Consider the following 25,002-nt stretch of genomic DNA (forward strand, 5'->3'; position numbering starts at 1 on the left):
TGGGTGATGGCGGGACGAGGACGGCCGCGCGACGCCGGCGTCGAGGCGCGGGTGCTGGAGGCCGCGATGGCCGAGATGCGGGCCCGGGGGTACGACGCGATGTCGGTGGACCGGGTCGCCGAGCGGGCCGGGGTCGCGAAGACCACGATCTACCGGCGCTGGCCGAGCAAGGCGGAGCTGGTGATCGCGCTGGTCGCGGGGCTCCGGGGCGCCGTACCGTTCGAGCCGAGCGGCGATCCGCGGCGCGACCTCACCGAGCTCGTGACCGCGATCGCCGCCACGCTGCGGTCGATCCCCACCACGCTCGTCGCCGATCTCACCGCCGCGGCGGCCCGCGAGCCGCGCGTCGGCGACAGCGTCCGCGCGCTGTGGGCCGAGCGGCACGCGGCCGTCACCGCGGTCGTGCGGCAAGCCCAGACCGACGGGCTGCTGCCCGGGCACGCCGATCCACGGGTCGTCGTGGACCAACTCGTCGGCCCGTTGTACTACCGGCTCCTCGTCACGGGCGAGCCGATCGATCCCGCCTACGTGGGGGCCCTGGTGCTCAGCGCCCTCGGACCGGAGCAGTCATGAAGAAGTTCCTCGTTGCCCTCGGCGCCGTTCTCGTCCTGGTCGCCGGCTGGACGGTCTACACGATCGCGCGGCCGTTCGTCCTGCACACCGAGATCGAGATCGACGCCTCCCCCGAGCAGGTCTGGAAGGTCCTCACCGACCGCGAGGCCTACCCGGAGTGGAACCCGTTCATCATCTCGTCGACCGGCGAACTGACGGCCGGCGCCACCATCACCAACGTGCTGCGCGACACCAAGGGCAGCGAAACGGAGTTCATCCCGAAGCTGCTGGTGGTCACCCCGGACCAGGAACTCCGCTGGATCGGCAAGATCCCGCCCGGCGCGGTCTTCGACGGCGAACACTCCTTCGTCCTGACCGCTCTCCCCGACGGCCGCACCCGCCTGGTCCACGAGGAGAAGTTCACCGGCGCCGCGGTCCCCTTCACCCGCTCGATGCTCACCGACACCATCAAGCCCCAGTTCGAGGCCATGAACCGAGCCCTGGCCACCCGCGCCGAAGCTAACTGAGGGACGGGCTGGTGGCGTCGGGGATCAGGAGATCGGGTGGGGTGGTGAGACCGACGGACCAGATGTCGAGGGAGTTGGCGGCGTTGCGGAGGGGGTAGAGGAGGGTGGAGTTGTCCTTCCAGACGGGTTGGTCGTCGAGGAGGCGGGACTCGGGTGGATGGGTGACACGGCGGGTCGCGAGGTCGAGGACGGCCAGGCGCCAGACGCCGTTGCTCACCTTCTGTTTGTACGCGATCCGCCGGCCGTCGGGTGACAGCGACGGGCACTCGACGTTCTCCGCGATCGCAGTACCGCGGTACGCGCGGTAGTCGGCCTCGATCAGGTACGTCTTCCCCTTGCTCGCCATCGTCATGTAGAACTTGTTGCTGTCGGCACCGAACGTGATCCCCCAGTAGTTCACGTCCGCGGCGAAGTACCGCTTCCCGCCGACGAACACCGCCAGCTCCTCGACCGACTTCAGCAGCTTCCCGGTGTCCACCTCGTACAAACCGGTGCGCGTCGAGAACCCACTGGCGGCGTACGAGTCGCCGCTGACGAACAGCGTCCAGTTCACGATCCGTCCGTCCGGCGACACCCGCGCCCGGCTCGGCGTCCCGGGCAGGGTCGTCCGGTGCCGTTCCCGCAGGTTCACGTCCAGCACGATCAGCTCGGTCAACGGCGGCAACGATCCGGGCTTCAACCGCAGGCAGACCGCCGTACGGCGCGCCGCCGCGAACCGGTCGCACCGCAACTCCCCCACCCGCCGCGCAGCGGCCGGGGAGCCGACAGATACGGCGGCCAGCTTCCCGGAGTCGGGCCCGTCCGCGAGGTTGCGGAAGAACAGCGTGCGGCCGTCCAGCCCCATCGGTTGCCCCGTGACAACCGGTACGGCGTTCTCGGCGGCGCCGCCGTCGCGCGCCTGGACGACGTACGTGACGGCTCCGCCGAGGAGCGCGAGCACCCCGATCGCGGCGACCAGCAGCCGGTGTCTCATCGACGGACCTCCAAGGGTTTGAAGACGGCGGCGGCGACCGTCACCGCGGTCAGCGCGACGGTGATCGCGAGGATCGCCGGCCGCAGGTCCCACAGCGTCCAGAGCAGGCCGACGGTGACGGCCGCGGCCATCCGGGCGAGCGCCTGCCCGGTTTGCAGTACGGCGAGACCGCTGGCGCGGAGGTGCTCGGGCAGCAGCGGGCCGACGGCCGCGGGCAGGACGCCGTCGGTCGCGGCGTAGAAGACCCCGTGCAACGCGAGGACCAGCCACCAGCTGCCGACAGGGCCGCAGACGATCAGCAAGGCCAGCACGAGCGCGAGATGGCCGCCGAGGAAGACCTTCCACCGGCCGATCCGGTCGCCGAGCCGGCCGAGCGGAATCGCGAGTAGGAGGAAGGTGCCCGCGGTCCCCAACGGGAGCAGGGGGAACAGGCTGGTGCCGATCTCCCAGCGACGTTGGACGGCGAGGTAGACGAACGAGTCGGTGATCGTGAAGAGACCGAGCGCCGCGGCCCACACACAGCAGCGGCGGAAGTTCGGCTCCTTCAGCAACCGCAGGACCGGTAGGCGCTCCCGGACAGGCGCCGGCTCCGGAGCCCGGTCGCGGACGAACGCGGTCAGGATGATCACGCCGCAGGTCGCCAGCGCGAAGCTGGTGACGAAGACCGAGTTGTAGTCGTTGAGGCTCGCCCACAACACGGCCGTGGCGACCAGCGGGCCCAGGAACGCGCCGATCGTGTCGAGCGCCCGGTGCACGCCGAACGACCGGCCCATCGTCGACGGTTCGCTGCTCAGCGAGATCAGCGCGTCCCGCGGCGCCGTCCGGATGCCCTTGCCGGCGCGGTCGACCGCGAGCACCACGCCGATCGCCGGCACCGACGCCCCGGCGGCCAGGAAGCCGAGCTTCGCGATCGCGGACAGCGCGTAGCCGACGCCGGCGACGGTCTTCAACCGCCGCCAGCGGTCGGCCACGTGTCCGCCGGCCAGCCGCAGTACCGCGGTGGCCCCGGCGTACAGGCCGTCGAGCAGCCCGAACTGCAGCGGGTTCAGCCCGAGCCCGAAGACCAGGTACAGCGGCAGGATCGCGGTCACCATCTCGGCCGACACGTCGGTCACCAGACTGACGATGCCGAGGGCAACCACATTCCCCGGGACCCGGCGCAGCGGCGCGGTCCGCAGCGGGCCGACGGATGCGAGGTACATCAGTGGCAGGTGTACGTCGGGCTGCTGTCCAGGACGTCTCCGTCCAGGCCGATCAGCTGGGTGGCGAACGTGGTGTCGGTCATCGAGAGCTTCAGCACGCCGTGGTCCTCGACGATCTTCGCGGTCGCCGGATGCGCGGCGTGCACCGGGTAGAGCGGCGCGCCACCCATGCCGCCGATGATCTGCACCGGGCCGTTCGGGTCCCGGTCGCCGTCGGCGTTCTGCGGCACGAACCGCTCGTAGTGGTGGTCGTGGCCGTTCATCACCAGGTCGGCCTTCGCCGCCACCAGCGTCTCCCACAACGGCGCGGCGCCGTCCTGGTCGCCGTGGTCGCCGGAGCTGAACCGCGGGTGGTGGTAGTACGCCGCGATACAGCCCTTGGTGTTGTTCGCGAGGTCCTGCTTCAGCCAGGTGAGCTGCGCCGGCTCGGCGAGCCCTTCCTCCTTCACGAAGTCGTTCGAGTCGAGCGCGATGAAGTGCCAGTTGCCGAGGTTCCAGCTGTAGTAGTTCTTGCCCTGCGGCGTCGCGATCGACCCGAAGTAGTCGTGGTACCCCTTGAACGGGATGTCGTCGTACGTCTCGTGGTTCCCGGGGCTCGGGTGGGTGATGTTCTTGAACCGTCCCCAGGTCTTCGCGTAGTAGTTCTGGAAGTCCGACAGGTGCGCGTCGTCGTACTGGTTGTCGCCCATCGTGACGACCGCGGCCGGGTTCATCGCCTCGACCAGGTTCGCGGTCTTCGGGTGCACGCAGTCCGGGTCGGACGCCGTACAGCGGTCCGCGATGTCGCCGGCCGCGGCGACCACGAAGCTGCCGGTCCCGCCGGCGCTGGTGGTGACCGTGATCGGCGCGGTCGCGGCGGACACGTTGCCGGCCAGGTCGCGGGCGCGCACCGAGTACTGGTACGCCGTGTTCGCAGTCAGTCCGGTGTCGTTGTACTGCGTTCCGGGCGTGGTCGCGACCACCGTGCCGTTGCGGAGTACGTCGTACCCGCTGACGCCGACGTTGTCGGTCGACGCGGTCCAGCCGAGTGCGACGGACGTGGCCGTCACGCCGGTGCTCTTCAGGCCGGTCGGGACCGTCGGCGCCTGGGTGTCGCCGGTCGAGTCGGTGGTGCCGTAGACCTTGAGTTCCCACAGCGAGTAGCCGTACGGCGTGCCGCGCTGGGTGCCGACGAGCCGGACGTACCGGCCGTGGGCCGACAGGCCGGTGTGGTCGTCGGTCGCACCGTTGCCGCTGGTCACCTCCTTGACGGTGCTGAAGTTGGTGCCGTCGTCGGAGACCTCGATCCGGTAGGCCTTCGCGTACGCCACCTCCCAGTTCAGGGTGACGCGGCTGACGGCGGCCGGCTGGCCGAGGTCGACGCGGATCCACTGCGGGTCGGACCCCTCGGCGCTGGCCCAGCGGGTCGAGGTGTTGCCGTCGACCGCCTTGGCCGCGGTCAGGGTGTCGTCCTCGATGCTCGAGGCAACGACCGGTCTGCCCTGCGAGAGCAGGGTGTCGGCGTACGGCTGGGCACCGGCGGCGGAGCCGCCCAACGCGGCGAGCAGTCCGACGGGGAGCACCAGCGCGAGCAGGCGCAATCTCATGAGATACCTCCGGGGGCGCGGAGCTTGAATTGTTAGGAAGGTTACCTAACAGTGGGTGGTAGGTAAAGAGCCCAGTTTCGTCATATACGTCGCCTGCATGAACTATGCTCAAAAGATGCATTGGACGGGCGGCTTCCGCGGGTGATTGGCTCGCTGTCATGGACATGCGCACCTTGGGACGTAGCGGAATCGAGCTGAGCCCGGTCGGGTTCGGCTGCTGGGCGATCGGCGGGCCCTTCAGCAACCCGGCCGGTGAGCCGCTGGGCTGGGGCGTGGTCGACGACGAGGAGTCGGTGCGGGCGATCCGGCGGGCGGTCGAGCTCGGCGTCACGTTCTTCGACACCGCCGACGTGTACGGCGCCGGGCACAGCGAACGGGTGCTCGGGAAGGCCCTCGACGGAATCCGCGACCAGGTCGTGATCGCGACCAAGTGGGGCAACACGTTCGACGAGGCGACCCGGGTCATGCACCACCAGGACACCACCCCGGAGTACGTCCACAAGGCCGTCCGGGCCTCGCTCGAACGGCTCGGGACCGACTACCTCGACCTCTACCAGCTGCACTTCGACACCACCGACGAGATCGCGTTGCCGCTCCGCGAGGCCTGCGAGGAGCTGGTCCGCGAAGGGCTGATCCGCGGCTACGCCTGGAGCACGGACACGCTGCACAGCGCCGAGCTTTTCGCGCAGGGCGAGCACTGCGCGGCGATCCAGCACGAGGCGAGCGTGCTGCACGACGCGCCGGAGTTCTTCGCGCTGTGCGAGCGCGAGAACCTTGCCAGCATCAACCGCACCCCGCTGGGGATGGGGATCCTCGGCCGGCGCGACGCGAACACACCGGCGACCGGCGCCGACATCCGCACTCTCCCGCCGGCGTGGCTGCGGTACTTCGCCGAAGGCGGCGTCCCGGCCCCGGAATGGTGGGAGAAGGTCGCCGCGATCCGCGACGTGCTGCGGAGCGACGGCCGGACGCTGGCGCAGGGCGCGCTCGCGTGGCTGTGGGCCCGGAGCCCGCGGACCGTGCCGATCCCCGGCTTCCGCACCGTCGCGCAGGCCGAGGAGAACGCGCGCGCGATGGAGTTCGGCCCGCTGACCGACGAGCAGCTTGCGGAGATCGCAAAGCTTCTGCAGTGAAGCTGTGGTGAATCCCGCGCAGCCGGATGGGTACTGCGAGGTGTAAGCGAGCCTCGAGAGGATGACGGCTGATGCGAGTGACCATCGACCGTGGCCGGAACCACGGCGTCAGAATGCGGAAAACCGGCCGATCGCTGCTCGCCGGCGCCGGCCTGGCGGCGGCCGGGATCGGCCTCGGCATGCTCGTCGAGTACCTGATGGACCCCGATCGCGGCCGCGCGCGCCGGGCCCGGATGCGGGACCGGTCCGCGCACACCACCCACCGGATGACCGACAGCCTGAACGGGATGTCCCACGACATGGCGAACCGCAGCCGCGGCGTGGCCATGGGCATGCGGTACCGCGTCACGGGCCGCTCGGCCGACGACGCCGTACTGCACGACCGGGTGCGCGCGGAGCTCGGACGGCACGTGAGCCATCCGCACGCACTGCAGGTACGCGTCGACGCGGGAGTCGTGACGCTGACCGGCGACGTGCTGGCCGCCGAGGAGCACGCGACCCGACGCGCCGTGAAGCGGATCCCGGGCGTCAAGGGCGTCCACCCGCAGTGGACGGTGCACGACGAGCCCGGAGACGTGCCGACGTTGCAGGGCACTTCGCGGTCCAAGGGTTAGGGGCGTACCTAAGGACGGGTAGTGGTGCCCGGACAGCGGTCACGCCGACCCGAGACCCGGCGTGACCGCGCTCACCGGGCTCGACCACTACCCGTCCTTAGGTACACACCACCCCTTGCGAGTGCGTGGGTTTATCGATATACCTACCTGCATGTGCGGTGGGCGGGACGGGTCAGGCGCGGGTGGTTCCGCGGAGGACCAGTTGTGCCGGTACGACGATCTCCTGCGGCTCGCCGGCGGGACGGCCCTTGATCTGCGCCATCATCAGCGAGGTGATCGTGTCCGCGAGGACCTCGTGGCCCGGGTTGACCGTGGACAGCGCGGGCACCAGGTACGGCGCCTCGTCGATGTCGTCGAAGCCGATCAGCTGGACGTCGTCCGGCACCCGGAGCCCGACGTCCGCCAGCGCCCGCAGCGCACCCATCGCGACCACATCGGTCAGCGCGAAGACCGCGTCGAACGCGACCTCGCGGTCGAGCAGTCCGCGGATCGCGTCGTATCCGTCCCGGAGGCCGAACGAGCAACGCACGTTCAGCTCCCGGTCGACCGGTACGCCGGCCTCGGTGTGCGCGAGCACGTACCCTTCGGCGCGCAACGCGGGCATGGTGGCCGCGCCGTCCGGGTCGCCGCCGAGCATCGCGACCCGGCGGACCCCGGTGGCGAGCAGGTGCCCGACCGCCTGGCGCGCGCCGTCGACGTTGTCCATCATCACATGGTCGAACCGCGACGGCAGCGCCCGCTCCCCGATCATCACCACCGGCGCGTCGGTACGGAGCTGACCGAGCTCGGCCGGGTCGATGTCGACCACGCTCAGGATCAGGCCGTCGTACATCCGGAGCCGCGAGAACGCGACCGCCTCCAGCTCGCCCTCGCGGCTGGCGCCGGTGCGTTCGGTCACGATCCGCAGCCCGTGCGCGTCGAAGCGGTCGGCCAGGCGGGCGGCGAGCTGGCCGAAGTACGGGCGCTCGAGTTCGGGGACGGCGAGGCCGATCACGCCGGTGCGCCCGGCGCGCAGGTGCCGGGCGGCGAGGTTGACCTGGTACCCGAGCTCGCCGATCGTCGCCAGCACCCGCTCCCGGGTCTCGGCGCCGACCCGCGGCCGGCCGTTGATCACGTTCGAGACCGTCATCGTCGACACCCCGGCCGCGCGCGCGACATCAGCCATCGTCACCACGGTCGAGGGCTTTCCCATGCGGACCACTGTAAAGAATGAGGAGTCTCAGTGACTGAAGCAGCGTCCTCCCGGGTCGTGATCGATCTCGACGTACCGGGTCCCACCATCAACCGGCACCTGTACGGGCACTTCGCCGAGCATCTCGGGCGGTGCATCTACGGCGGGTTCTACGTCGGCGAGGACTCGCCGATCCCCAACGAGGGCGGCATCCGGCTCGACGTGGTGGAGGCGCTGCGGGCGCTGGACATCCCGAACCTGCGCTGGCCGGGCGGGTGTTTCGCGGACGAGTACCACTGGAAGGACGGCATCGGCCCGAAGGCGGACCGGCCGTCGATGGTGAACACGCACTGGGGCAACGTCGAGGAGAACAACCACTTCGGCACCCACGAGTTCATGGCGTTGTGCGAGCTGCTCGGCGCGGCGCCGTACGTGAACGGGAACGTCGGCAGCGGGACCGTGCGGGAGATGAGCGAGTGGGTCGAGTACCTGACCCGCGACGGCGACAGCCCGATGGTGCGGGAGCGCAAGGCCAACGGGCGCGACGAGCCGTGGAAGGTCCCGTTCTGGGGCATCGGCAACGAGGCCTGGGGCTGCGGCGGGAACCTGCGGGCCGAGGCGTACGCCGACCTCGCCCGGCGGTACGCCACCTTCCTGAAGGACCACGGCGACAACAAGCTGTACCGGATCGCGGCCGGCGCGTCGGACGACGACCTGGCGTGGACTGAGGCACTGCTCAAGGCGGTCAGCTGCCTCGGGTGCGGACGCGAGCCGAAGAACATCTTCCAGGCGATCTCGTTCCACTACTACACGGTGGCGGGGACGTGGGCGAACAAGGGCAGCGCGACCGAGTTCGGCCTCGAGGACTACTACCGGACGCTGTCGAAGGCGCAGGGTGTGGAGCGGGTGATCCGGGCGCACTCCGCGCTGATGGACGCGTACGACCCGGAGCGCAAGATCGGCCTGGTGCTGGACGAGTGGGGCACCTGGTGGGACGTCGAGCCGGGGACGAACCCGGGCTTCCTGTACCAGCAGAACGCGATGCGCGACGCGTTGGTGGCGAGTGTGCACTTCGACGTGTTCCACCGGCACGCCGAGCGGCTCGTGATGGCGAACATCGCGCAGACCGTCAACGTCCTGCAGGCGATGCTGCTGACGGATGACGAGGGTGGCCTGGTGCGGACGCCGACGTACCACGTCTTCGAGATGAACAAGGCGCATCAGGACGCGACCTCGCTGCCGACGCACGTGGTCGAGGGTGGGACCTACGATCTCGACGGTACGACGATGCAGCTGGTGTCGGCGTCCGCGTCGGTGAAGGACGGGCGGGCGCTGGTCTCGGTCAGCAACCTCGACGCCGGGGCGGCGTCGGACGTCGTCCTGGACCTGCGGGGTGCGGAGGTGCGGGAGGCGACCGGACGGTTGCTGACGGCATCGAAACCGCAGGCGTACAACACCGTCGGTGACCCGGACGCGGTGGCTCCGGTCCCGCTCGTGGTGGAACCGGAGCCGCGCGGTCTTCGCGTCACGTTGCCGCCGCACTCCTTCGCGACGGTCAGTCTGGCGTTGTGACCGCGATCTGGAACTCGTGGACCCAGTTGTCCGGGTTGCCGGGGTCGAACTCGAGGGTGACCTCGCGGGCGTAACCCTGGCTGCGGTACCCGTTCTCCTCGATCCAACGCGCGAGCGTCTGCATGCTGCGGTCGGCCTCCATCATGTCGCCCTGGTGCACGATGGTCGCCGCCTGGGTGAGCTCGGGCAGGTCGAGGACGTCGACGTCGGCCGGCGTACCGGCGTCGACGGGGACCGCGGCGTGCACGCGGATCGTGTCGTTCTCGGCGTCCTCGTAGTACGCGAGCGGGGCTCCGCACGGGTGCACGCCGGCCGTGCCGAGGCGTTCGAAGAGCTGGCCGAACAGCGGCTGGAGCACCGGGCCGATGTCCGCGCCGTCGTAGCTCGGGGAGATCGCGGACAGTTCCGCGACCCGGATCGGGGCGATGCGTTTCAGGACGACGTCGTCGGTGGGCATGTGACCTTCCCTCTCGATGAGCCGGAGCCTCGCCTCGACGCTGGTCAGCCGGGCCGTACTACGGGCGAGCTCGTCCTCGAGCTGCGCCTGCCGCAACCGCAACATGCCGCGCAACTCCTCGGCCGACAGCTTCGCGTCGAGGATCTCGCCGACCTGCTGCAGGCTGAACCCGAGATCCTTGAGCGCGATGATCCGGTTCAGCCGGCTGAACTGGTCGGCCGAGTAGAACCGGTACCCACTCGCCTCGTCGACGACAGCCGGCCGGAGCAGCCCGAGCGCGTCGTAGTGCCGCAGCATCCGCGCCGACACCTGACCGAACGCGGCGAAGTCTCCGATGGTGAACATGCCGCCACCTTCCGGCTTGACACAGTGTGAAGGTCAAGTGTGTGCGGATCTCCAGCACTCACCAACCCCCCACGGCGGCGACGGCGCAGGCTCGGAGGACCCGGCGAGGCGAGGTTGGTGAGTGCTGCAGGTCCGCCTCAGGAGGAGACGCGGCTGCGGCGGTCGCGGATGGTGGCGAGGGTCAGGGCGGTGCCCATCAGGGCGATGCCGGCGACGCCGAAGCCGGCGACCAGGATGGTCCGGCTGTCCAGCCGCGCGTCGCACTGCATCGGCGTGATGCCCTCGCCGGGCCGGAAGACCGAGCCGCACCCGTCGCCACCCGCGTGCACGGGCCGGACGGCGAGCACCACCCCGACGACCAGCAGAACCGTGCCCAGCGCGCCGAGGATCTTGTTCAGCACCAGCCGTCCTCTCGGGCCCCGGGGCGCACGACAGCCGAGACCGGCCATGAAGGGCTGGTCAGCTCCCACATCCGCACGGTCTCGCTCCCTGGCAGCTCGGTAAGATTTGATCAAATCTAACGCAGCTAGCACCCACGGCTGAAGCCCGGCACCACCCCTTGGTGGAATCTTCACCCACTTCTAACGCCAGCCCGCCGGGAGAGCGCGACCACCTCAGGTGAGGGTGCTGACGAGGGATCCGCTGGTGCGGTTGTGGGCGATGTCGGTGAGGGCACGGTCTATGGCGTCGAAGGGGATGACCGTGCTGTGTGGCGTCAGAGGGAGGCGGGCGAGCAGCCGGAACAGCTCCTCGCCGTCGCGGCGGGTGTTGGAGGTTACGCTGCGCAGGTCGCGCTCGTGGAAGAGGTGCCGCTCGTAGTTCAGCACCGGTACGTCGGACAGATAGATGCCGGCCACCGCGACCGTCCCACCGGGCTTCACCGCCTCGAGGGCGTACGGGACCACCTCGCCCGCCGGCGCGAACACGATCGCCGAGTCCAGCCCCACCGGCGGCCGCTCACCCGTCTCCCCCACGAACACCGCACCCAACTCGCGAGCGAGCACCCGATTCCGCTCGCCGCGGGTCATCACGTACAGCTCCGCGCCCAGAGCGGCCGCGACCTGAGCAGTCAGATGGGCGCTCGACCCGAACCCGTAGAGCCCGAGCCGCCCGCCCGGCGGCAGGTTCGCCCGGAGCAGCGAGCGGTATCCGATGATCCCGGCGCACAGAAACGGGGCGAGTTCCACCGCGGAACGATCCGCCGGCAGCGCGTAGGCGTAGTCCTCCGGCACCACGGCGTACTCCGCGAATCCGCCGTCCGCGTCCCATCCGGTGTACGTCGACCGCGGGCAGAGGTTCTCGGCGCCGCGCCGGCAGAACTCGCACACGCCGCAGGTCCCGCGCAACCACGCGATCCCGACCCGGTCGCCGAGCGCGAACCGCGCGGCCGCCGTGCCGCGATCGACCACGGCGCCGACCACCTGATGCCCAGGCACGACCCCTCGCCGCTTCGGCGCCAGGTCGCCCTCGGCGAGGTGCAGGTCCGTGCGGCAGATCCCGCACGCTTCGACCTTCACGAGTACCTCGCCGCCGCCCGGCGCCGGGACGGGCCGACGTACGGACCGCAGTGGACCGTCGTCGATCGGGCCGGGACGGTCCACTGCCCACGCCTGCATGTCGTCCATGCCTCCATCATGCGACGCGCTGCAGGGCCTTCTCGCGACGTTCGGCGACCTTCGAACCGGACTCTCGACGGGCCATACGACGCAGTACGACGGGAGCGAGCAGCAGGCCCGCCACCGCCCAGACGCCGAGTACCGCCGCGGTCTCGAGCTGGCGCCACGACTCGCCGACCTCGACCGCGACCGTCTCGGCGGGCAACAGCGCGGACCGCATGCCGAGGCCCATCCAGTAGACGGGCGTGAGCTGCCCGATCCACTGCAGCCAGTCGGGCAGTGCGGTGATCGGGTAGAAGATGCCGGAGATCGCGATCAGCCCGAGCATCGGCAGCTGGATCAGCCCTTGCGAACGCGCGGTGGTGAACACCGACCCGAGAATCGCGCCGATCGGCAACGTCGCCAGCAGCCCGAGCAACAGCACCCAGACGAGTGTCGGCCAGTGCGCGGACCCGAGCGCGATCCCGTCGACGAGGAGCAGGCCCGGGACCAGCAGGATGGTCAGATCGGCAACCAGCCCGCCCGCGACCGACACGACCTTGCCGACGAGATAGCCGACCATCCCGTTCGGCAGCGACTTGGCGCGCAGCAGCGTGCCGTCCTCGCGATCGGCCGTGAGCTGCTGACTCATGCTGACCATCCCCATCGCGGCATTCATCCCCAGAATGCTCGGCAGCGCGAGCGCCCCCAGCAGGAACCCGGTGGCCCCGAAGTCCCGCTCCCGCAGGAAGAACAGCGCGACCAACATCAGCACCGGCCAGAGAAAGTGACTGACCAGCTCAGGCCCGTTGGTGAAGGACTGCCGCAACTCGACCATCCCCCGCCGCAACCCCACCCGGATACTCACTCCCGTCGTCATGCCCGCTCCGGTGTCTGGTCGCGGACCAACGTGAGGTAGGCGTCCTCGAGGGATGCTCGGCGTACCTCGAGATCGGTGAGGGTGGCGCCGTGGGTGGTGAAGAGGTTGCGGACGAAGGTGGTGGCGTCGGGTGTCGAGTGGTGGAACGGCCGGCCGTCGACCGTCCAGCGGACCTCATCCTCGCCCGCGATCAGCTGGGTGAGCTGTGCGGTGCTGCCGGACGCGATGATGCGGCCCGCGGACAGGATCAGGATCCGGTGCGCGAGTTTGCTCGCCTCGTCGAGGTCGTGGGTGGTGAGCAGGATCGTGGTGCCCTGATCGGCCGCGAGGCGCCGTACGAGGTCGTGGAACTCGGAGCGCGCCTCCGGGTCGAACCCGACGGTCGGCTCGTCGAGGAACAGTACGTCGGGACGCCCAACGATCCCGATCGCGACGTCGAGCCGGCGCCGCTGGCCGCCGGAGAGTGTCTTGAGCTTCTGCCCCGCGGCCGCCGTCAGGCCGACGGCGCCGAGCAGCTCGCCGGTCGGCCAGGGCCTTGGCGTGGCCGGCGTGGAGTACGGCGCGTAGTACGTGCCGAAGTGCTGCAGGAGTTCGCCGACGCGCCAGTTGCCGTGGTCGCGCCAGGACTGCAGCACGATGCCGATCCGCGAGCGCCAGTTCTCGTCACCCGCGGCCGGATCGACGCCGAGCACCTCGACCCAGCCCGCCGATCGCAGCCGGAAACCCTCGAGGATCTCGATCGTCGTGCTCTTGCCGGCGCCGTTCGGCCCGAGCAGCGCGAGCACCTCGCCGGGGGGCGCCTCGAACGACACATCCCGCAGCACATTCGTCTCGCCGTACCGCATCCGTAGCCCGTCAACAGTCAGAACCATGACCGCGAAGCTACGTTGCGTTCACTCGACCGGCAATCGTCGTACCGCGTCCGCAGCTCGTGAATCCCTGCAAAACCTGGCATTCTGTGCAATGAGAATGTGAGAGAACGCAACTCGTTGCAATGAGCTGACAGTAAACGCGCGGAGGTCGTCGATGCCCGGAGGAAGGCTGAACCACCAGGACCGGCTCGACATCGCGGCCGGGCTGGAGGCCGGTCTCGGGTACGCCGAGATCGCGCGGCAACTGCGACGCCCGACGTCGACGATCAGCCGCGAGGTCGCGCGCAACGGCGGTGCCAGCGGCTACCGCGCCGACCACGCGCACTACGCGACCGCGTCCCGCGCGCGCCGCCGGCGCCCGGCCTCCCCCGCGACCGGAGCCCGGGTGCTCGATCCGAAACGCGAGTACGTCGAACGGTTCGCGGCGATGATGGTCGACGGCGGCCTGCCGCGGATGGCGTCGCGCGTGCTCGCACTGCTCTACACGTCCGACTCCCGCACGCTCACCGCAGCCGATCTCGTGCAGATACTGCGGGTCAGCCCGGCGTCGATCTCCAAGGCGATCGGGTACCTCGAGCGCGTCGGCATGGTGCACCGCGAACCCGACCCGGTCCGCCGGCTGCAGCATTACGTGATCGCCGACGACGTCTGGCTGAAGGCGTGGGAGGTGAGCGCGCGGACCAACTACAGTTGGGCGGAGCTCGCCGCCGAGGGGATCGAACTGGTCGGGCGCGACACCCCCGCGGGCGAACGGCTCATGCACATGGCCGACTTCTTCCACCGGCTCAGCGAGGACATGTCCGGCGGTGGCGGGTTTCAGGACTGTCTCGCAGTACTCGCCGTTCTCTGGCAGTCGGACCGGCGGCTCGACGCGGACGAGCTCGCCGGCTCGTTGGGTTGGCCGGTCGAGCGCGTGATGGACGCGCTCGACTACGCGATCAAGACGTCAGGGCAGGATGGTGCGGAGCAGGCGGCGGGTGAGGACGCCGTCGGCGAGGCCTAGTTCGACGAGGTCGTCGAAGACCCGCTGGTCGGCGGCGGCCGCGCGGATACCTGCGTCGAGGATCCGGTCCGAGCGGCTGAGCTGCGCGACGATCGCGGTGTCTCTGAGGTGCCTGGAGAGCAGGCGGGACGTGCGGCGACGGTACGGCGTACCGGCGTCCGACGAACCAGCCCGGAGCGCGTCCGCGATCGCGCGTCCGGCGAGCAGACCGGTGGCGACGGCGTAGTAGATGCCCTCGCCCGTCATCGGGTTGATCAGTCCGGCCGCGTCGCCCGCGAGCAGGACCGGGCCGCGCTGCGGGCGCCACGACCAGCCGGCGAGCGGCAGGTGGTAGCCCCACCATGACTCGCCACCTTCACCGGCTCCTGGAAGCAGTACTTCGAGGTGCTGGAGCAACTCGGTCCGTGTAGGGCGGGTGCCGGCGAGCAGTTCGCCGTACCCGACGTTCGACCAGCCGTCACCGCGGTCGAAGGACCAGGCGTACGACGGCTGCCGCCCGGGGCCGTAGGCGATCACCTGACTCGCCGCCCGCGCGGGCGGGGTCGGCGCGTAGCCGCGGATCGCGAGCGCGACCGGGCCGGGCTTCGCGCCGAGTTCCCGCCGTACGACGGAATGCGCGCCGTCGGCGCCCACCACGAAGCGCGCCTCCAGGTCGTCCACCGCGACGGAGCCGGCCTGGATCGCGAGGCTGCGGACCCGGCGACGGACGAACTGGGCGCCGGCGGCCTGCGCGGCCTCGACCAGGCGATGGTCGAAGACGGTGCGCGGGACGACCCAGGTCGGGCGGGACAGCCGGCGGTCGACGCCGACGGCGCCGCGGTTCAGCACGAAGCGCCGTACCGGGGTCCAGTCGTCGAGGATCCCGGTGACGCCGACGCCGGCGAGCAGGTCGAGGACGTGCGGCGCGATGCCGTCCCCGCACGCCTTGTCGCGCGGGAACTCGTGGCGGTCGAGCAGCAGTACCGACAGGCTCGGATCCGCCGCCAGCGCACCGAGCGCTGCCGACGCCCCCGCCGGCCCGGCACCGACCACGATCACATCCCACATCCAGCCCAGTGTCGCAGCTCCGGGTAGCGCGTGCGCGACCGTGCGGCGGGCCCGCAGCGCACTGTGCCGGTGCGGTCCGATCCCTAGCGTCGGAAGGGACTCCGAGGAGGACCGATGAAAATGCTTCTGCTGCTGGCGCTGCTGGGTGCGCCGGTGACTGTGCTTCCTACTGAGCGTCCGCAGATCGAATGGCACCGGTGTCAGGTCGATCCGGCCGACGCCGAGGGCGCGGCGCTCGATCGGGCCGGTGCCGAGTGCGGCGAGCTGCGGGTGCCGCTCGACTACGGGCGACCCGACGGGCCGAAGATCACGCTCGCGCTGTCGCGGCTCAAGGCGACCGGCGACCGGATCGGCGCGATGGTGCTGAACGACGGCGGCCCGGGCGGACCCGGGTTGAGCATGCCGCTGCGATTGCGGCCGGCGATGCGGGAGGCGGGTACGCGGTACGACCTGATCGGGCTGGATCCGCGTTTCGTGGGCCGCAGTACGCCGATCGACTGCAAGCTGCCGTTCTCCGGGTGGCCGTGGTCGGGTGGGGCGGACCGGTCGACGTTCGAGCGGGTGGATCGGCAGGTGGCGGACATCGCGAGGCGGTGTGCGGCGAATGCCGGGGAGTATCTGCCGTACGTGAACACGCGGAACACGGCGCGCGACATCGACCAGGTCCGGATCGCGCTGGGCGAGCAGCGGATCTCGTACCTCGGGTACTCGTACGGGACGTATCTCGGGTCGGTCTATATGCAGCTCTTCCCGGGGCGGACGGATCGGGTGGTGCTCGACGGTCCCATCGACCCGGACCAGTACGGCGCGCAACTGCTCCGCACGGCCGGTCCCGCGAACGAGGCCGCGCTGCGCGCATGGGCCGCGTGGGCGGCCGGTCGTGATGCGTCGTACCACCTGGGCAGGACGACCGCCGAGGTGATGGCTTCGGTCGACCGGGTACTGCGGGTCGCGGCGACGCGCGGGCTCCAGGTCGGGAAGCACCGGCTCGACGACGGCTCGGTCCCGGTCCTGCTCATGGTCCCGCTGGCCGACGACCGGGACGCGGCGCGGGCGACGTACGCCGAATTCGTGCGGACGCTGCTTGCCGCGACGTCCGGGCCCGTGGAGCCCGGTCCGGAACTGGGCGGCCTGCTGGACGCGCTGCTGACGCCGGCGTCGTCACAACTGACGAGCGGCCAGATCGCGATCGTGTGCGGCGACCGGGCGGTACCGCGGGACCGGCAGACGTACTGGCGCGACATCCAGACCCACCGCCGCACCGAACCCCACTTCGCGCCCCTCACTCGGATGACTTCCCCCTGCGCCCACTGGCCGGTCGCACCCCAAGAGCCACCAACCACGATCGCGAACAACGAGCCCGCCCTGATCATCGCCGCCGACGGAGACCCCCGAACCATCTACGCCAACGCCGCCGCCCTCCAGAAACGCCTCCCGTCCACCCGCCTCATCACAGTCCGAAACGCCCGCAAACACGGCATCTTCGCCGAATACAACAACCCCTGCACCGACCAAACCGTCATCACCTACCTCCAAACCAACCACCTCCCCCCAAACCAAACCTGCTAGCCCAGAGCGGGCGTGTACCTGTCAGGTGCCGGGGCGGCGGCCGGGTTTGTTGGCGCGGCGGGTTGTGCGGCGAGGGCGGGGGGCTGCGGCGTGGGTGCCGGAGGCGGTGACGGGGCGGGCCTCGTCGAGGTCGACGATCTTGGGGGGTGGGGGGACGAAGACGGGGATGGTGTCTTCTTCGACGGCCGGGGCGGGCGGGGGTGGTGGCGCGGGTTCGGCGCGGGCGGCTGACTCTTTGCTGACCCGCGGGGTGGTCGCGCGCGGGCGAGCTGCGACCGCAGAGGCGGCGAGAGGGTGGGACGGGCGGCGATGTGGGAGCCGGGTGCGGAGTTCGATGCCGAGTGCATCGATCAGCTTGCGGCAGGCAACGATCGAGACGGCCACCGCGAAGACGGTGCAGGCGGCGAACAGCACCGACTGACCACCGGCCGCCCAGTTCGACGGATCGGTACGGAGCATCGCGGCGATCATCGCCACCAGGATCGCGTTGGTGATGCCGAGGGCAACGGCAAACCCGACCGTACTCAGCAGGACCCGCCGCTCCAGCCCCACGTCGTCAGCCGCCGCGACCAGCCCCGCGATCAACCCAGCCAGCACCGGGACCGTATACACGAGCGCCAGCGTGAGCCCCGGACTCGCCACGAGATAAAAGACGTCGAAAACCAACGCAGTACCGGTCAGCGCCGCCGCAAAACACACCACCATCGGCGGATACGCACGCAGGACAGCGACCGCGTCCGCAGGCACGGTCTTGAACATCCGCAAGGCCAACAGCAACAACTCATCCCCTCGTTCTCCCCCATTGTGCAGGTACCCACCACCCCAACCGAGCTCCCCCACCCAGCGAGTCGCAGCACGCAGTCCCAACGGACACCGCCACCCGGCGCCTGCCCTGTCAGCGACTTCCGGGGGCGCCGCATACCCGCGGCTCAACACGCCGGCGAGTGAGGGCATGGCGATCCCAAGACACGTCAGCATCCGCGCGCTTCCGCGCCGGCTTCCACGTGTGCAGGTGGGGATGTGCGGAACGGGCCGTCGGGCCGGTCCGCTCTCGACGCGTGCGGGGCGTCATGTGGCGCTGGGTGTGTTGGGCTGCAGCCTGAGCAGCACAAGGCGGCTGTCGCTCGCGGAGCGACCCGCCTCGGAGAACTGCCGGTTTGCACCGCAACCCCCGGGAGAGGACTCCCCTGCAACGTACGCCGCGGTCGTCTTGGACCGCTTAAGTACATCCCGCGAGCAGGGCGCGACGAAGTACTAGGTTGGTGGGGTGGATGAGGGTGTGCGGGCGGCGGTTGATGGGGAGTTGTGGTTGTTGCTTCCGGAGGTGCGGGGGTCGGCGGAGTTGGTCGACGTGCTGCTGGATCCGGAGTTCGTCGAGGTCGGCGCGTCCGGAAGGCGGTGGGATCGTGCGGCGATGGTCGCCGCGCTGGCCGCGGGCACGATCACAGACGCCGATCCCATCGAGGCGACCGACGTCAACGGCGTACGACTGGCCGAGAACCTCGTGCACGTCACTTATGTGTCCCGGCGTACAGGCGGTACTCCGGTCCGCCGCAGCTCGATCTGGCGACAGACTGACGGCACCTGGCGCCTCTACTACCACCAAGGCACGCCAGCAGCCGCCGACGTCTAGGTGTGATGTCCAGGGAGGTTGTCCCGCCTTTCGGCGGTGAGTCGGCCTGACAGGTGAAGGCCTCCGGTTGTGAAGTGGAGCTGTCTAAGGAACCGCTTCACACGCCAGGAGGCCTTCGTGTCCCACGCTAACGCTGCTTTGACCCCGCGCGCACGGTTGCGGCTGGCGCGTCTGATCGTCGACCAGGGCTGGACCTATGCCGCGGCGGCGAAGATGTTCATGGTCGCGGCCAAGACGGCCCGCAAGTGGGCCGAGCGGTACCGGGCCGAAGGGCCGGCGGGGATGGCCGACCGCAGCTCCCGGCCGCGTCGCAGCCCGGCCAAGACCCTGCCGGGGGTGGTGCGGCGGATCGTGCGGTTGCGGTGGCGCCACCGGCTCGGCCCGGTGCAGATCGCCGGCCGGCTCGGTGTCGCGGCCTCGACCGTGCACGCCGTACTGGTTCGCTGCCGGATCAACCGGCTGTCCCGCATCGACCGGGTCACCGGCGAACCCCTGCGCAATCAGCGCCGCTACGAACACCCCCACCCCGGCGCGCTCCTGCACGTCGATGTCACCAAGTTCGGCAACATCCCCGATGGCGGCGGCTGGCGCTACCTCGGCAAACAGCAAGGCGACAAGAACAAAGCCGTCACCGCACTACGGACCGGACGCACCGCCAAAGGCCACCCCAACATCGGCACCGCGTTCGTCCACACCGTGATCGATGACCACTCCCGCCTGGCCTACGCCGAGATCTGCACCGACGAGAAAGCCGCCACCGCCATCGGCGTTCTCCAACGCGCCGTGGCCTGGTTCGCCGACCACGGTGTCACCGTCGAACGCGTCCTGTCCGACAACGGGTCCTGCTACCGCTCGTATGCCTGGCGCGATGCCTGCACCGACCTCGGCATCACCCCGAAACGGACCCGGCCCTACCGCCCCCAAACCAACGGCAAAATCGAGAGATTCCACCGCACCCTGGCCGACGGCTGGGCCTACGCCCGCTTCTACCAATCAACCGACCAGCGCAACGCGGCCCTACCCCGCTGGCTCCACTTCTACAATCATCACCGACCCCACAGCTCAATCGGCGGCCAGCCACCCATCACCCGACTGACCAACGTCCCTGGACATCACATCTAGGCCCCGACTGCAGGGGTGAAGGTTGGTGCGTCGGTCCGTCGCGGCTGTTTTGGCGACGGACCGACGCACACCAAGGCGTACCTAGCTGTCAGCTGTCAGGCTGCTGACTGGAGGGGGGAGAGTTTTTCGCGTAGGTCGTCGAGGATTCGGCGTAGTACGCGGGAGACCTGCATCTGGCTGACGCCGATGTCCTGGCCGATTTCTGATTGGGTCCAGCCTTCGACGAAGCGGAGTTGCAGGATCCGGCGGTCTCGTTCGCCCAGGTCGGCGAGGACCGGCTCCAGCATCTCGACCGTTTCCAGCTGGTCGATGCTCGCGTCGTCGTCGTCCGCTACCACGTCCGCCAGCGTCAGTTCGGCGTCCGCTTCAGCGGGGCGGTCGAGGGACAGGACGTTGAAGCAGCCTTTGGCTGCCAGCGCCTGCTCGACCTCGGTGACCTCGACCTCGAGATGTTCCGCGATCTCGGCCGGGGTCGGTTCGCGGTTGAGCTGCTGTTCGAGTTCGGGCAGCTTGTTCGCGATCGTTCCTTGCATCTCCTGCAGCCGGCGGGGAATCCGGACGGTCCAGGCGCAGTCGCGGAAGTACCGCTTGACCTCGCCGCGGATCGTCGGGATCGCGAACCCGATGAACGGGGTGTTCGCTTCCAGCCGGTAGTGGTGGGCCGCTTTCACCAGCCCCAGATACGCCACTTGTTCCAGGTCGTCGGCCTCGGCGCCCCGGCCGCGGAAGCGGCGCGCGATGCCCTTGGCCATTTCGAGATTGAGTTCGACGACCTGTTCGAGTAGTTCCTGCCGCTCGACTTCGTCGGTGCTTGCCGCCCGGCGTTCCATCAGCTCCCGGGTGGCTGCTTCTCGGGCGGCCCGATCGGTCGGGGCGCCGTTCCGGGCCGAAGCCCGCTCCATGATGTTCGTGACCATTGGTATGACCTCGCGACTGTCTCGTCACGGCGTGGCACTTCGCTGAACCACGGTCATGCCTGCAATGGATCTCGTACCCAGCCCGGCGGATCTCATGCATGGCGATTCCGGCGAAATTCATCACCGACGGCGACCGGATCCGTGGATCGAACGCTCGCTTGAGGCCGTCGCGATCACACGACGTAAGGGTGCGGACACAGGACCCAAAAGTGTGTACGATGCAGATGCAAGGCCAGATGCACGTGCATATGCCAAGTACGTATGAGAGGTGCAGCCGATGACAGAGATCTATAACGGCATGCCTGGTGACTCGAACACTGAGCTGAGCTGGAAGAAGAGCCAGCGCAGTGGTCCCTCCGGCAACTGTGTCGAGGTAGCGAAACTCCCGGACGGCGGCGTCGCGGTGCGCAACTCGCGCTTCGCCGGCGGACCGGCGCTGGTGTTCACGAAGGCCGAGATCGAGGCATTCCTCGGTGGCGTCCAGGACGGGGAGTTCGACTACCTCGTCTGAGCACCACCTAGCAGTTCAGAAGAGCAAGGGCCCCTTCGCCAGGCGAGTGACGAAGGGGCCCTTTCTTGCGCCTCGACAGCAGCGGTACGTCGTTCCGCGGCTGGCTCGACCAATCGCCGCGGAACGACGGACGAGAAGAACAACGACGTACAAGAAGAACATGGAAACGCCAGGGCCGACTCTCCGGCGAGAGTCGGCCCTGGCGTGCTCGAGGGGCGGGAGGTTCTACTGGACGGTCAGCGGCCAGAGCTGCTCGCTCGGCAGCTCGGAGGCCTTGCCGGTCGCCGCATTGTCAACGGTGATACGCAATCCGGTGAACTTCGGCGTCATCACGCGCTGGTAGCGCGAGGCGCGATCCGGCTCTGCGACGTACTCGGCGATCAGGTGGTCGCCCAGCCAGATCCGCACCATCTTCCGTCCTCCTGTGGCTCTGTCGGTGGTCATGGGGCCAGGCTCACGATCGGGTCGCCGTCGAGTTGACGGACACCGCGCAGCCAGCCCTCGAAGGCCCAGCGCTGTTGCTCAGGGCAACGCGCGACCAGATCCTGGATCTCCCGCTCCGTCAGCTCCTCGGGCGCGCGGCCGCCAACCACGTCGGCGGTCTGCTCCACAACCTCACTGTCGTCGTCGTTCATCGACTCGGGTTCCCCAACCAGTCAAGCCAACGGGGGGCCGTCGGCGCTCTGTAGGACCGGCCTGCCGGATCACGCGATGTCACGTTTCGCGAGATCTGGCTCACCTTCTGTGCATGAATCAATCATGGCGTCGGCACGCGGCGAATGCAAGCGCCCGATGCACGTGCATCCGCACGTTTTCCATTTCGAGACCACTTCGACCCCGTTTCCGCCTGGATCAGGCTCCGGAGAGGGCCCGCGAAGGGCGTGAGGGGCCCGATCAAAGCCCTACTATGTACTGACAAATCGCTCGAAGACACCATCGGGTAACCTGACGCTCCGTGATCGCCGATGCGGATCCGAGATTCTTTTGTAAGAACTTCGGCAGATCGGCTGCGCTGCGTGCGATGATGTGCACTCGCGGGTGAGGTTGCGGATGAGGATCGCTGGGGCCGCTGGGAGGTGGGTGTGACCGAGTCGGGCGCGCAAAGCGGGCCGACGACGCTGCGCATCATTCTCGGCGGGCACCTTCGCCGGATGCGGGTGGCAGCGGGCATCAGCCGATCGGACGCCGGGTGGGAGATCCGTTCGTCGGAGTCGAAGATCAGCCGGATGGAGCTGGGTCGCGTCGGGCTGAAGGAGCGCGACGTCGCCGACCTCCTCAAGCTGTACGGACTGGACGACGACGAGGAGCGCGAGCGGCTGCTGGCCCTCGCCCGGCAGGCGAACGACCCGGGCTGGTGGCACCGCTTCGGCGACGTTCTGCCGAGCTGGTTCCACTCCTACCTCGACCTCGAGGCGTCCGCACAGCTGATCCGTATCTACGAGCTCCAGTTCGTCCCGGGACTTCTGCAGACCCGCGACTACATCCGCGCCGTCGTCCAGCTCGGCCGCGGCATGATCCCGGCCGAAGAGGTCGAGCGCCGGATCAACCTCCGGATCAACCGGCAGGAAGTACTGACGCGACCGGATCCGGTGCGGGTCTGGGCAGTCATCGACGAGGCGGCCCTGCGCCGCCCGATCGGCGGCAACCGGGTCATCATCGATCAGCTGAACCACCTGATCGAGGTGAGCCACATGCCGAACGTCACGCTGCAGGTCGTGCCCCTGTCGATCGGCGGTCACGCGGCGGCCGGCGGCTCGTTCAGCATCCTGCGGTTCCCGGAGTCGGACCTGCCGGACACGGTCTACATCGAGCACCTGACCAGCGCGCTCTACCTGGACAAACTCGACGAGCTCGACCAGTACACCGCCGCCATGGAATCGCTGTGCGTCGCGGCTCCCCAGCCGAACAAGACCCGCGACATCCTGACCGCGATCCGCAAGGACTTCGAGGCCTGACGCCGAGCCCGCCGCATAACCACGGCCCGTGGCGCGGCATGCAGCCAACACCGGAGTAGCCGGCATGGCGAATCCTTCCTGCGTTCAGCACGGTGGAGAGCGGGACGGGCACGGGCGACAGAGAGCCTGCATGCCCGCCCCGCGGCTTAGGGAGCGGGGCTGGTGAGTACGAGGGGCCGACCGGTGACCAGCTCGAGGAGCTGTTGCCATTCGTCCGGCCAACCGAGCGGTACGAAATGGCCGCGGTGCGGGACCGCCACGGCAGCGCCTGCTCGATTCGACGTCGCCGCGCAGATGAGGGCCTCCATCGCCTGGCCGGAGTCGTCCTCCTCCACGAAAAGCGGACCTAGCCGGTAGCCACGGTCGACGGCGATTCGGTGGGCAGCCTCCTGCACGTCGACGAGATCACGCAGCCGTCGGACGAGGCGCTCGCAGGCGTAGCAGTACAGCGTGGGCAGTACGTCACCGCGCGGATCCGGCGAAGTGCCGGGCCAGAACGTCAGGCTCGTCCATGCGGTGGTCATGCAACGACCGTACGGAGGCCGGTCGCCCAGCCACCATGTGAATCTGCGGGCACGGAAGGGAGCTTTAAGACCCAGTAGGGAGCCCGCCACGCGCCGTTTCTGCGCTACGCAGTACTAGTAGGTCCTGGAAGTGCAAGGTTGTGGACAGCGCTCAGTCGCGCATCATGGCCGCGATCAAGGCGCTCGAGTCCCGCGGACTCAGCGCGGTTGCTCGCAGATGGTCGAACACCAGGCCGAAGCGGTCGACCTCGGCCTCGGATTCGAGGAACAGGTCGCCGGCGATGCCCTCGACATGCACGATGTCCGGCACCCCCGAGCCGAACCTCAGCCGGCTGAACGAGTTGTCCATCCCGCGGTAGTGACCGCGATCGAACGGGATCACCTGCACCGTGACGTTGGGCAGCTCGCCGAGTTCCACCAAGCGGCCGAGCTGTGCCCGCATCACGCTGAGGCCGCCGACCTCCCGCCGGAGAGCGGCCTCGTCGATCACCGCCCAGAACTCCAGAGGAGCTCGACCGGCTCGCTGCGGCGACAGGATGCCCTGCCGCTCCATGCGTACCTGGACACGACGCTCGACCGTCTCGGTGTCGGCGCCGAAACCGTCGACCATGATGGTCCGTGCGTAGCCCTCGGTCTGCAGCAGGCCGGGAATCAGCAGCGACTCGTAGTTGGTCACGGACTTCGCCTCGGACTCGAAGCTCATGTACGCCGCATAGCCGTCCGAGATCGCGTCCGAGTAGTGCGGATACTGGCGGAGCCATCCGGGCGACTTCGCGCCGCGGGCGAGTTCGATGAGGTTGCGGCGGCGCGCCTCGTCGACGCCGTAGAGGTCGAACAAGGTCTCCAGGGTGCCGTTGTGCGGCTTCGCCTGACCCTTCTCCAGACGCCACAGTGTTGCTTGGTTGACGCCGGTCTGCAGCTCGACCTGTTCGCGGGTCAGTTCGGCCTCGGTGCGGAGGGCCCGGAGTTCGGCGGCGAGACGGCGGAGCCGAACGGTCGGTGGACCTGCTGGTCTCGGCATTGTCCACAACCTTTCGTTTTCGGCCCCGAAACGGTACGCGTCCGGTCCTGAAACCACTCGGACAGGTGGATTGGTGCGCGGGAATTCGAATGGTACAAGAGGCGTCACGCTCCGTACGTTCGTGCCATGGCAAGGCTTGCGGCTTCGAACGGGCGAGGTGGTGTGCGGTGAGCCTGGGGATGTGGGTGCTGGTTGTGGGGACTGCTGTGGTGGCGATTCTC

General features: G+C 69.2%; 27 protein-coding genes. 11 read left to right on the plus strand and 16 right to left on the minus strand.

The genetic code is table 11. The features are described 5' to 3' along the window. Positions 1–6: 6 nt before the first annotated feature. Together ABN611_RS02205 and ABN611_RS02210 are read left to right on the plus strand one after the other, a co-directional pair. On the plus strand, positions 7–573 hold the full coding sequence (locus ABN611_RS02205; RefSeq protein ID WP_350278049.1) for a TetR/AcrR family transcriptional regulator: 567 nt from the start codon (positions 7–9) through the stop codon (positions 571–573). After that, complete coding sequence (locus tag ABN611_RS02210) at positions 570–1,079, plus strand: SRPBCC family protein (protein ID WP_350278050.1); 510 nt, start codon at positions 570–572, stop codon at positions 1,077–1,079. The genes ABN611_RS02205 and ABN611_RS02210 overlap by 4 nt, the downstream gene beginning before the upstream one ends. Here ABN611_RS02210 and ABN611_RS02215 read toward each other — a convergent pair. From ABN611_RS02215 to ABN611_RS02225, 3 genes are read right to left on the minus strand one after another with little or no spacing between them, the layout of a single operon-like run. Next, positions 1,072–2,052 carry a hypothetical protein gene (locus ABN611_RS02215; protein ID WP_350278051.1) on the minus strand — a complete coding sequence of 327 codons (981 nt, stop codon included), beginning with the start codon at positions 2,050–2,052 and terminating at the stop codon, positions 1,072–1,074. The two genes, ABN611_RS02210 and ABN611_RS02215, sit on opposite strands and share 8 nt — an antisense overlap. Further along, positions 2,049–3,254, minus strand: a complete 1,206-nt coding sequence (locus ABN611_RS02220) for an MFS transporter (RefSeq protein WP_350278052.1) — start codon at positions 3,252–3,254, stop codon at positions 2,049–2,051. The genes ABN611_RS02215 and ABN611_RS02220 overlap by 4 nt, the downstream gene beginning before the upstream one ends. Continuing rightward, a complete protein-coding gene (locus ABN611_RS02225; RefSeq protein WP_350278053.1) occupies positions 3,254–4,840 on the minus strand; it encodes a discoidin domain-containing protein in 1,587 nt (528 codons plus the stop codon). Before ABN611_RS02225 ends, ABN611_RS02220 begins: the two co-directional genes overlap by 1 nt. 158 nt (positions 4,841–4,998) lie before the next feature. Here ABN611_RS02225 and ABN611_RS02230 point away from each other — a divergent pair, with 158 nt between their 5' ends. Both ABN611_RS02230 and ABN611_RS02235 read left to right on the plus strand, forming a co-directional pair. Further along, entirely contained in the window at positions 4,999–5,973 is a 975-nt protein-coding gene (locus tag ABN611_RS02230) for an aldo/keto reductase (protein ID WP_350278054.1), read from the plus strand. A gap of 71 nt (positions 5,974–6,044) precedes the next feature. Beyond that, positions 6,045–6,587 carry a BON domain-containing protein gene (locus tag ABN611_RS02235; RefSeq protein WP_350278055.1) on the plus strand — a complete coding sequence of 181 codons (543 nt, stop codon included), beginning with the start codon at positions 6,045–6,047 and terminating at the stop codon, positions 6,585–6,587. A 172-nt stretch (positions 6,588–6,759) separates the two neighbouring features. On the opposite strand, the gene ABN611_RS02240 is transcribed toward ABN611_RS02235, so the two are convergent. Then, on the minus strand, positions 6,760–7,779 hold the full coding sequence (locus tag ABN611_RS02240; protein ID WP_350278056.1) for a LacI family DNA-binding transcriptional regulator: 1,020 nt from the start codon (positions 7,777–7,779) through the stop codon (positions 6,760–6,762). A 30-nt stretch (positions 7,780–7,809) separates the two neighbouring features. On the opposite strand from ABN611_RS02240, the gene ABN611_RS02245 reads away from it, so the two are divergent. After that, positions 7,810–9,330 (plus strand): alpha-L-arabinofuranosidase C-terminal domain-containing protein, encoded by a 1,521-nt coding sequence (locus tag ABN611_RS02245; RefSeq protein ID WP_350278057.1) that lies wholly within the window; start codon positions 7,810–7,812, stop codon positions 9,328–9,330. Here the strand turns inward: ABN611_RS02245 and ABN611_RS02250 are convergent. The 5 genes from ABN611_RS02250 to ABN611_RS02270 form a co-directional block, all read right to left on the minus strand. Beyond that, positions 9,314–10,132: a MerR family transcriptional regulator gene (locus tag ABN611_RS02250; RefSeq protein WP_350278058.1), complete on the minus strand. Its 819-nt coding sequence runs from the start codon at positions 10,130–10,132 to the stop codon at positions 9,314–9,316. The genes ABN611_RS02245 and ABN611_RS02250 overlap by 17 nt on opposite strands. A gap of 137 nt (positions 10,133–10,269) precedes the next feature. Then, positions 10,270–10,533, minus strand: a complete 264-nt coding sequence (locus ABN611_RS02255) for a hypothetical protein (protein ID WP_350278059.1) — start codon at positions 10,531–10,533, stop codon at positions 10,270–10,272. Positions 10,534–10,746: 213 nt separating this feature from the next. Next, a complete protein-coding gene (locus ABN611_RS02260) occupies positions 10,747–11,757 on the minus strand; it encodes a zinc-dependent alcohol dehydrogenase family protein (protein ID WP_350278060.1) in 1,011 nt (336 codons plus the stop codon). A 7-nt stretch (positions 11,758–11,764) separates the two neighbouring features. After that, on the minus strand, positions 11,765–12,607 hold the full coding sequence (locus ABN611_RS02265; protein WP_350278061.1) for an ABC transporter permease: 843 nt from the start codon (positions 12,605–12,607) through the stop codon (positions 11,765–11,767). Beyond that, the gene (locus ABN611_RS02270) at positions 12,604–13,479 is read right to left on the minus strand and encodes an ABC transporter ATP-binding protein (RefSeq protein ID WP_350278062.1); all 876 of its coding nucleotides are present in this window, start codon (positions 13,477–13,479) and stop codon (positions 12,604–12,606) included. Before ABN611_RS02270 ends, ABN611_RS02265 begins: the two co-directional genes overlap by 4 nt. Before the next feature lie 154 nt (positions 13,480–13,633). On the opposite strand from ABN611_RS02270, the gene ABN611_RS02275 reads away from it, so the two are divergent. Then, positions 13,634–14,482 carry a helix-turn-helix domain-containing protein gene (locus tag ABN611_RS02275; protein WP_350278063.1) on the plus strand — a complete coding sequence of 283 codons (849 nt, stop codon included), beginning with the start codon at positions 13,634–13,636 and terminating at the stop codon, positions 14,480–14,482. Here the strand turns inward: ABN611_RS02275 and ABN611_RS02280 are convergent. Then, entirely contained in the window at positions 14,426–15,529 is a 1,104-nt protein-coding gene (locus ABN611_RS02280) for an NAD(P)/FAD-dependent oxidoreductase (RefSeq protein WP_350278064.1), read from the minus strand. The genes ABN611_RS02275 and ABN611_RS02280 overlap by 57 nt on opposite strands. Before the next feature lie 114 nt (positions 15,530–15,643). Between ABN611_RS02280 and ABN611_RS02285 the strand changes: the two genes are divergently transcribed. Further along, positions 15,644–17,098: an alpha/beta fold hydrolase gene (locus ABN611_RS02285; RefSeq protein WP_350278065.1), complete on the plus strand. Its 1,455-nt coding sequence runs from the start codon at positions 15,644–15,646 to the stop codon at positions 17,096–17,098. A 21-nt stretch (positions 17,099–17,119) separates the two neighbouring features. On the opposite strand, the gene ABN611_RS02290 is transcribed toward ABN611_RS02285, so the two are convergent. Further along, a complete protein-coding gene (locus ABN611_RS02290) occupies positions 17,120–17,875 on the minus strand; it encodes a hypothetical protein (protein WP_350278066.1) in 756 nt (251 codons plus the stop codon). 490 nt (positions 17,876–18,365) lie between these two features. Here ABN611_RS02290 and ABN611_RS02295 point away from each other — a divergent pair, with 490 nt between their 5' ends. Next, positions 18,366–18,731: a DUF4440 domain-containing protein gene (locus ABN611_RS02295; RefSeq protein ID WP_350278067.1), complete on the plus strand. Its 366-nt coding sequence runs from the start codon at positions 18,366–18,368 to the stop codon at positions 18,729–18,731. 117 nt (positions 18,732–18,848) lie between these two features. Beyond that, positions 18,849–19,853, plus strand: a complete 1,005-nt coding sequence (locus ABN611_RS02300; protein ID WP_350278068.1) for an IS481 family transposase — start codon at positions 18,849–18,851, stop codon at positions 19,851–19,853. A gap of 95 nt (positions 19,854–19,948) precedes the next feature. On the opposite strand, the gene ABN611_RS02305 is transcribed toward ABN611_RS02300, so the two are convergent. Next, entirely contained in the window at positions 19,949–20,770 is an 822-nt protein-coding gene (locus tag ABN611_RS02305) for a SigB/SigF/SigG family RNA polymerase sigma factor (protein WP_350278069.1), read from the minus strand. A 277-nt stretch (positions 20,771–21,047) separates the two neighbouring features. On the opposite strand from ABN611_RS02305, the gene ABN611_RS02310 reads away from it, so the two are divergent. Beyond that, positions 21,048–21,281, plus strand: coding sequence for a DUF397 domain-containing protein (locus ABN611_RS02310; protein WP_350278070.1), 234 nt, complete (start codon positions 21,048–21,050; stop codon positions 21,279–21,281). A 225-nt stretch (positions 21,282–21,506) separates the two neighbouring features. Here ABN611_RS02310 and ABN611_RS02315 read toward each other — a convergent pair whose 3' ends face one another. Both ABN611_RS02315 and ABN611_RS02320 read right to left on the minus strand, forming a co-directional pair. Continuing rightward, complete coding sequence (locus ABN611_RS02315) at positions 21,507–21,725, minus strand: hypothetical protein (protein ID WP_238151293.1); 219 nt, start codon at positions 21,723–21,725, stop codon at positions 21,507–21,509. Then, positions 21,722–21,916 carry a hypothetical protein gene (locus tag ABN611_RS02320; RefSeq protein WP_350278071.1) on the minus strand — a complete coding sequence of 65 codons (195 nt, stop codon included), beginning with the start codon at positions 21,914–21,916 and terminating at the stop codon, positions 21,722–21,724. Before ABN611_RS02320 ends, ABN611_RS02315 begins: the two co-directional genes overlap by 4 nt. 447 nt (positions 21,917–22,363) lie before the next feature. On the opposite strand from ABN611_RS02320, the gene ABN611_RS02325 reads away from it, so the two are divergent. Further along, positions 22,364–23,236, plus strand: coding sequence for a helix-turn-helix transcriptional regulator (locus tag ABN611_RS02325; protein WP_350278072.1), 873 nt, complete (start codon positions 22,364–22,366; stop codon positions 23,234–23,236). A gap of 146 nt (positions 23,237–23,382) precedes the next feature. Here the strand turns inward: ABN611_RS02325 and ABN611_RS02330 are convergent, their stop codons facing one another. Both ABN611_RS02330 and ABN611_RS02335 read right to left on the minus strand, forming a co-directional pair. Then, positions 23,383–23,760 (minus strand): hypothetical protein, encoded by a 378-nt coding sequence (locus ABN611_RS02330; RefSeq protein WP_350278073.1) that lies wholly within the window; start codon positions 23,758–23,760, stop codon positions 23,383–23,385. A gap of 151 nt (positions 23,761–23,911) precedes the next feature. Beyond that, complete coding sequence (locus ABN611_RS02335) at positions 23,912–24,781, minus strand: helix-turn-helix transcriptional regulator (protein ID WP_350278074.1); 870 nt, start codon at positions 24,779–24,781, stop codon at positions 23,912–23,914. Positions 24,782–25,002: the final 221 nt, after the last annotated feature.

The organism is Kribbella sp. HUAS MG21 (genome assembly GCF_040254265.1).
In the GTDB taxonomy this organism is placed as follows: Bacteria; Actinomycetota; Actinomycetes; order Propionibacteriales; family Kribbellaceae; genus Kribbella.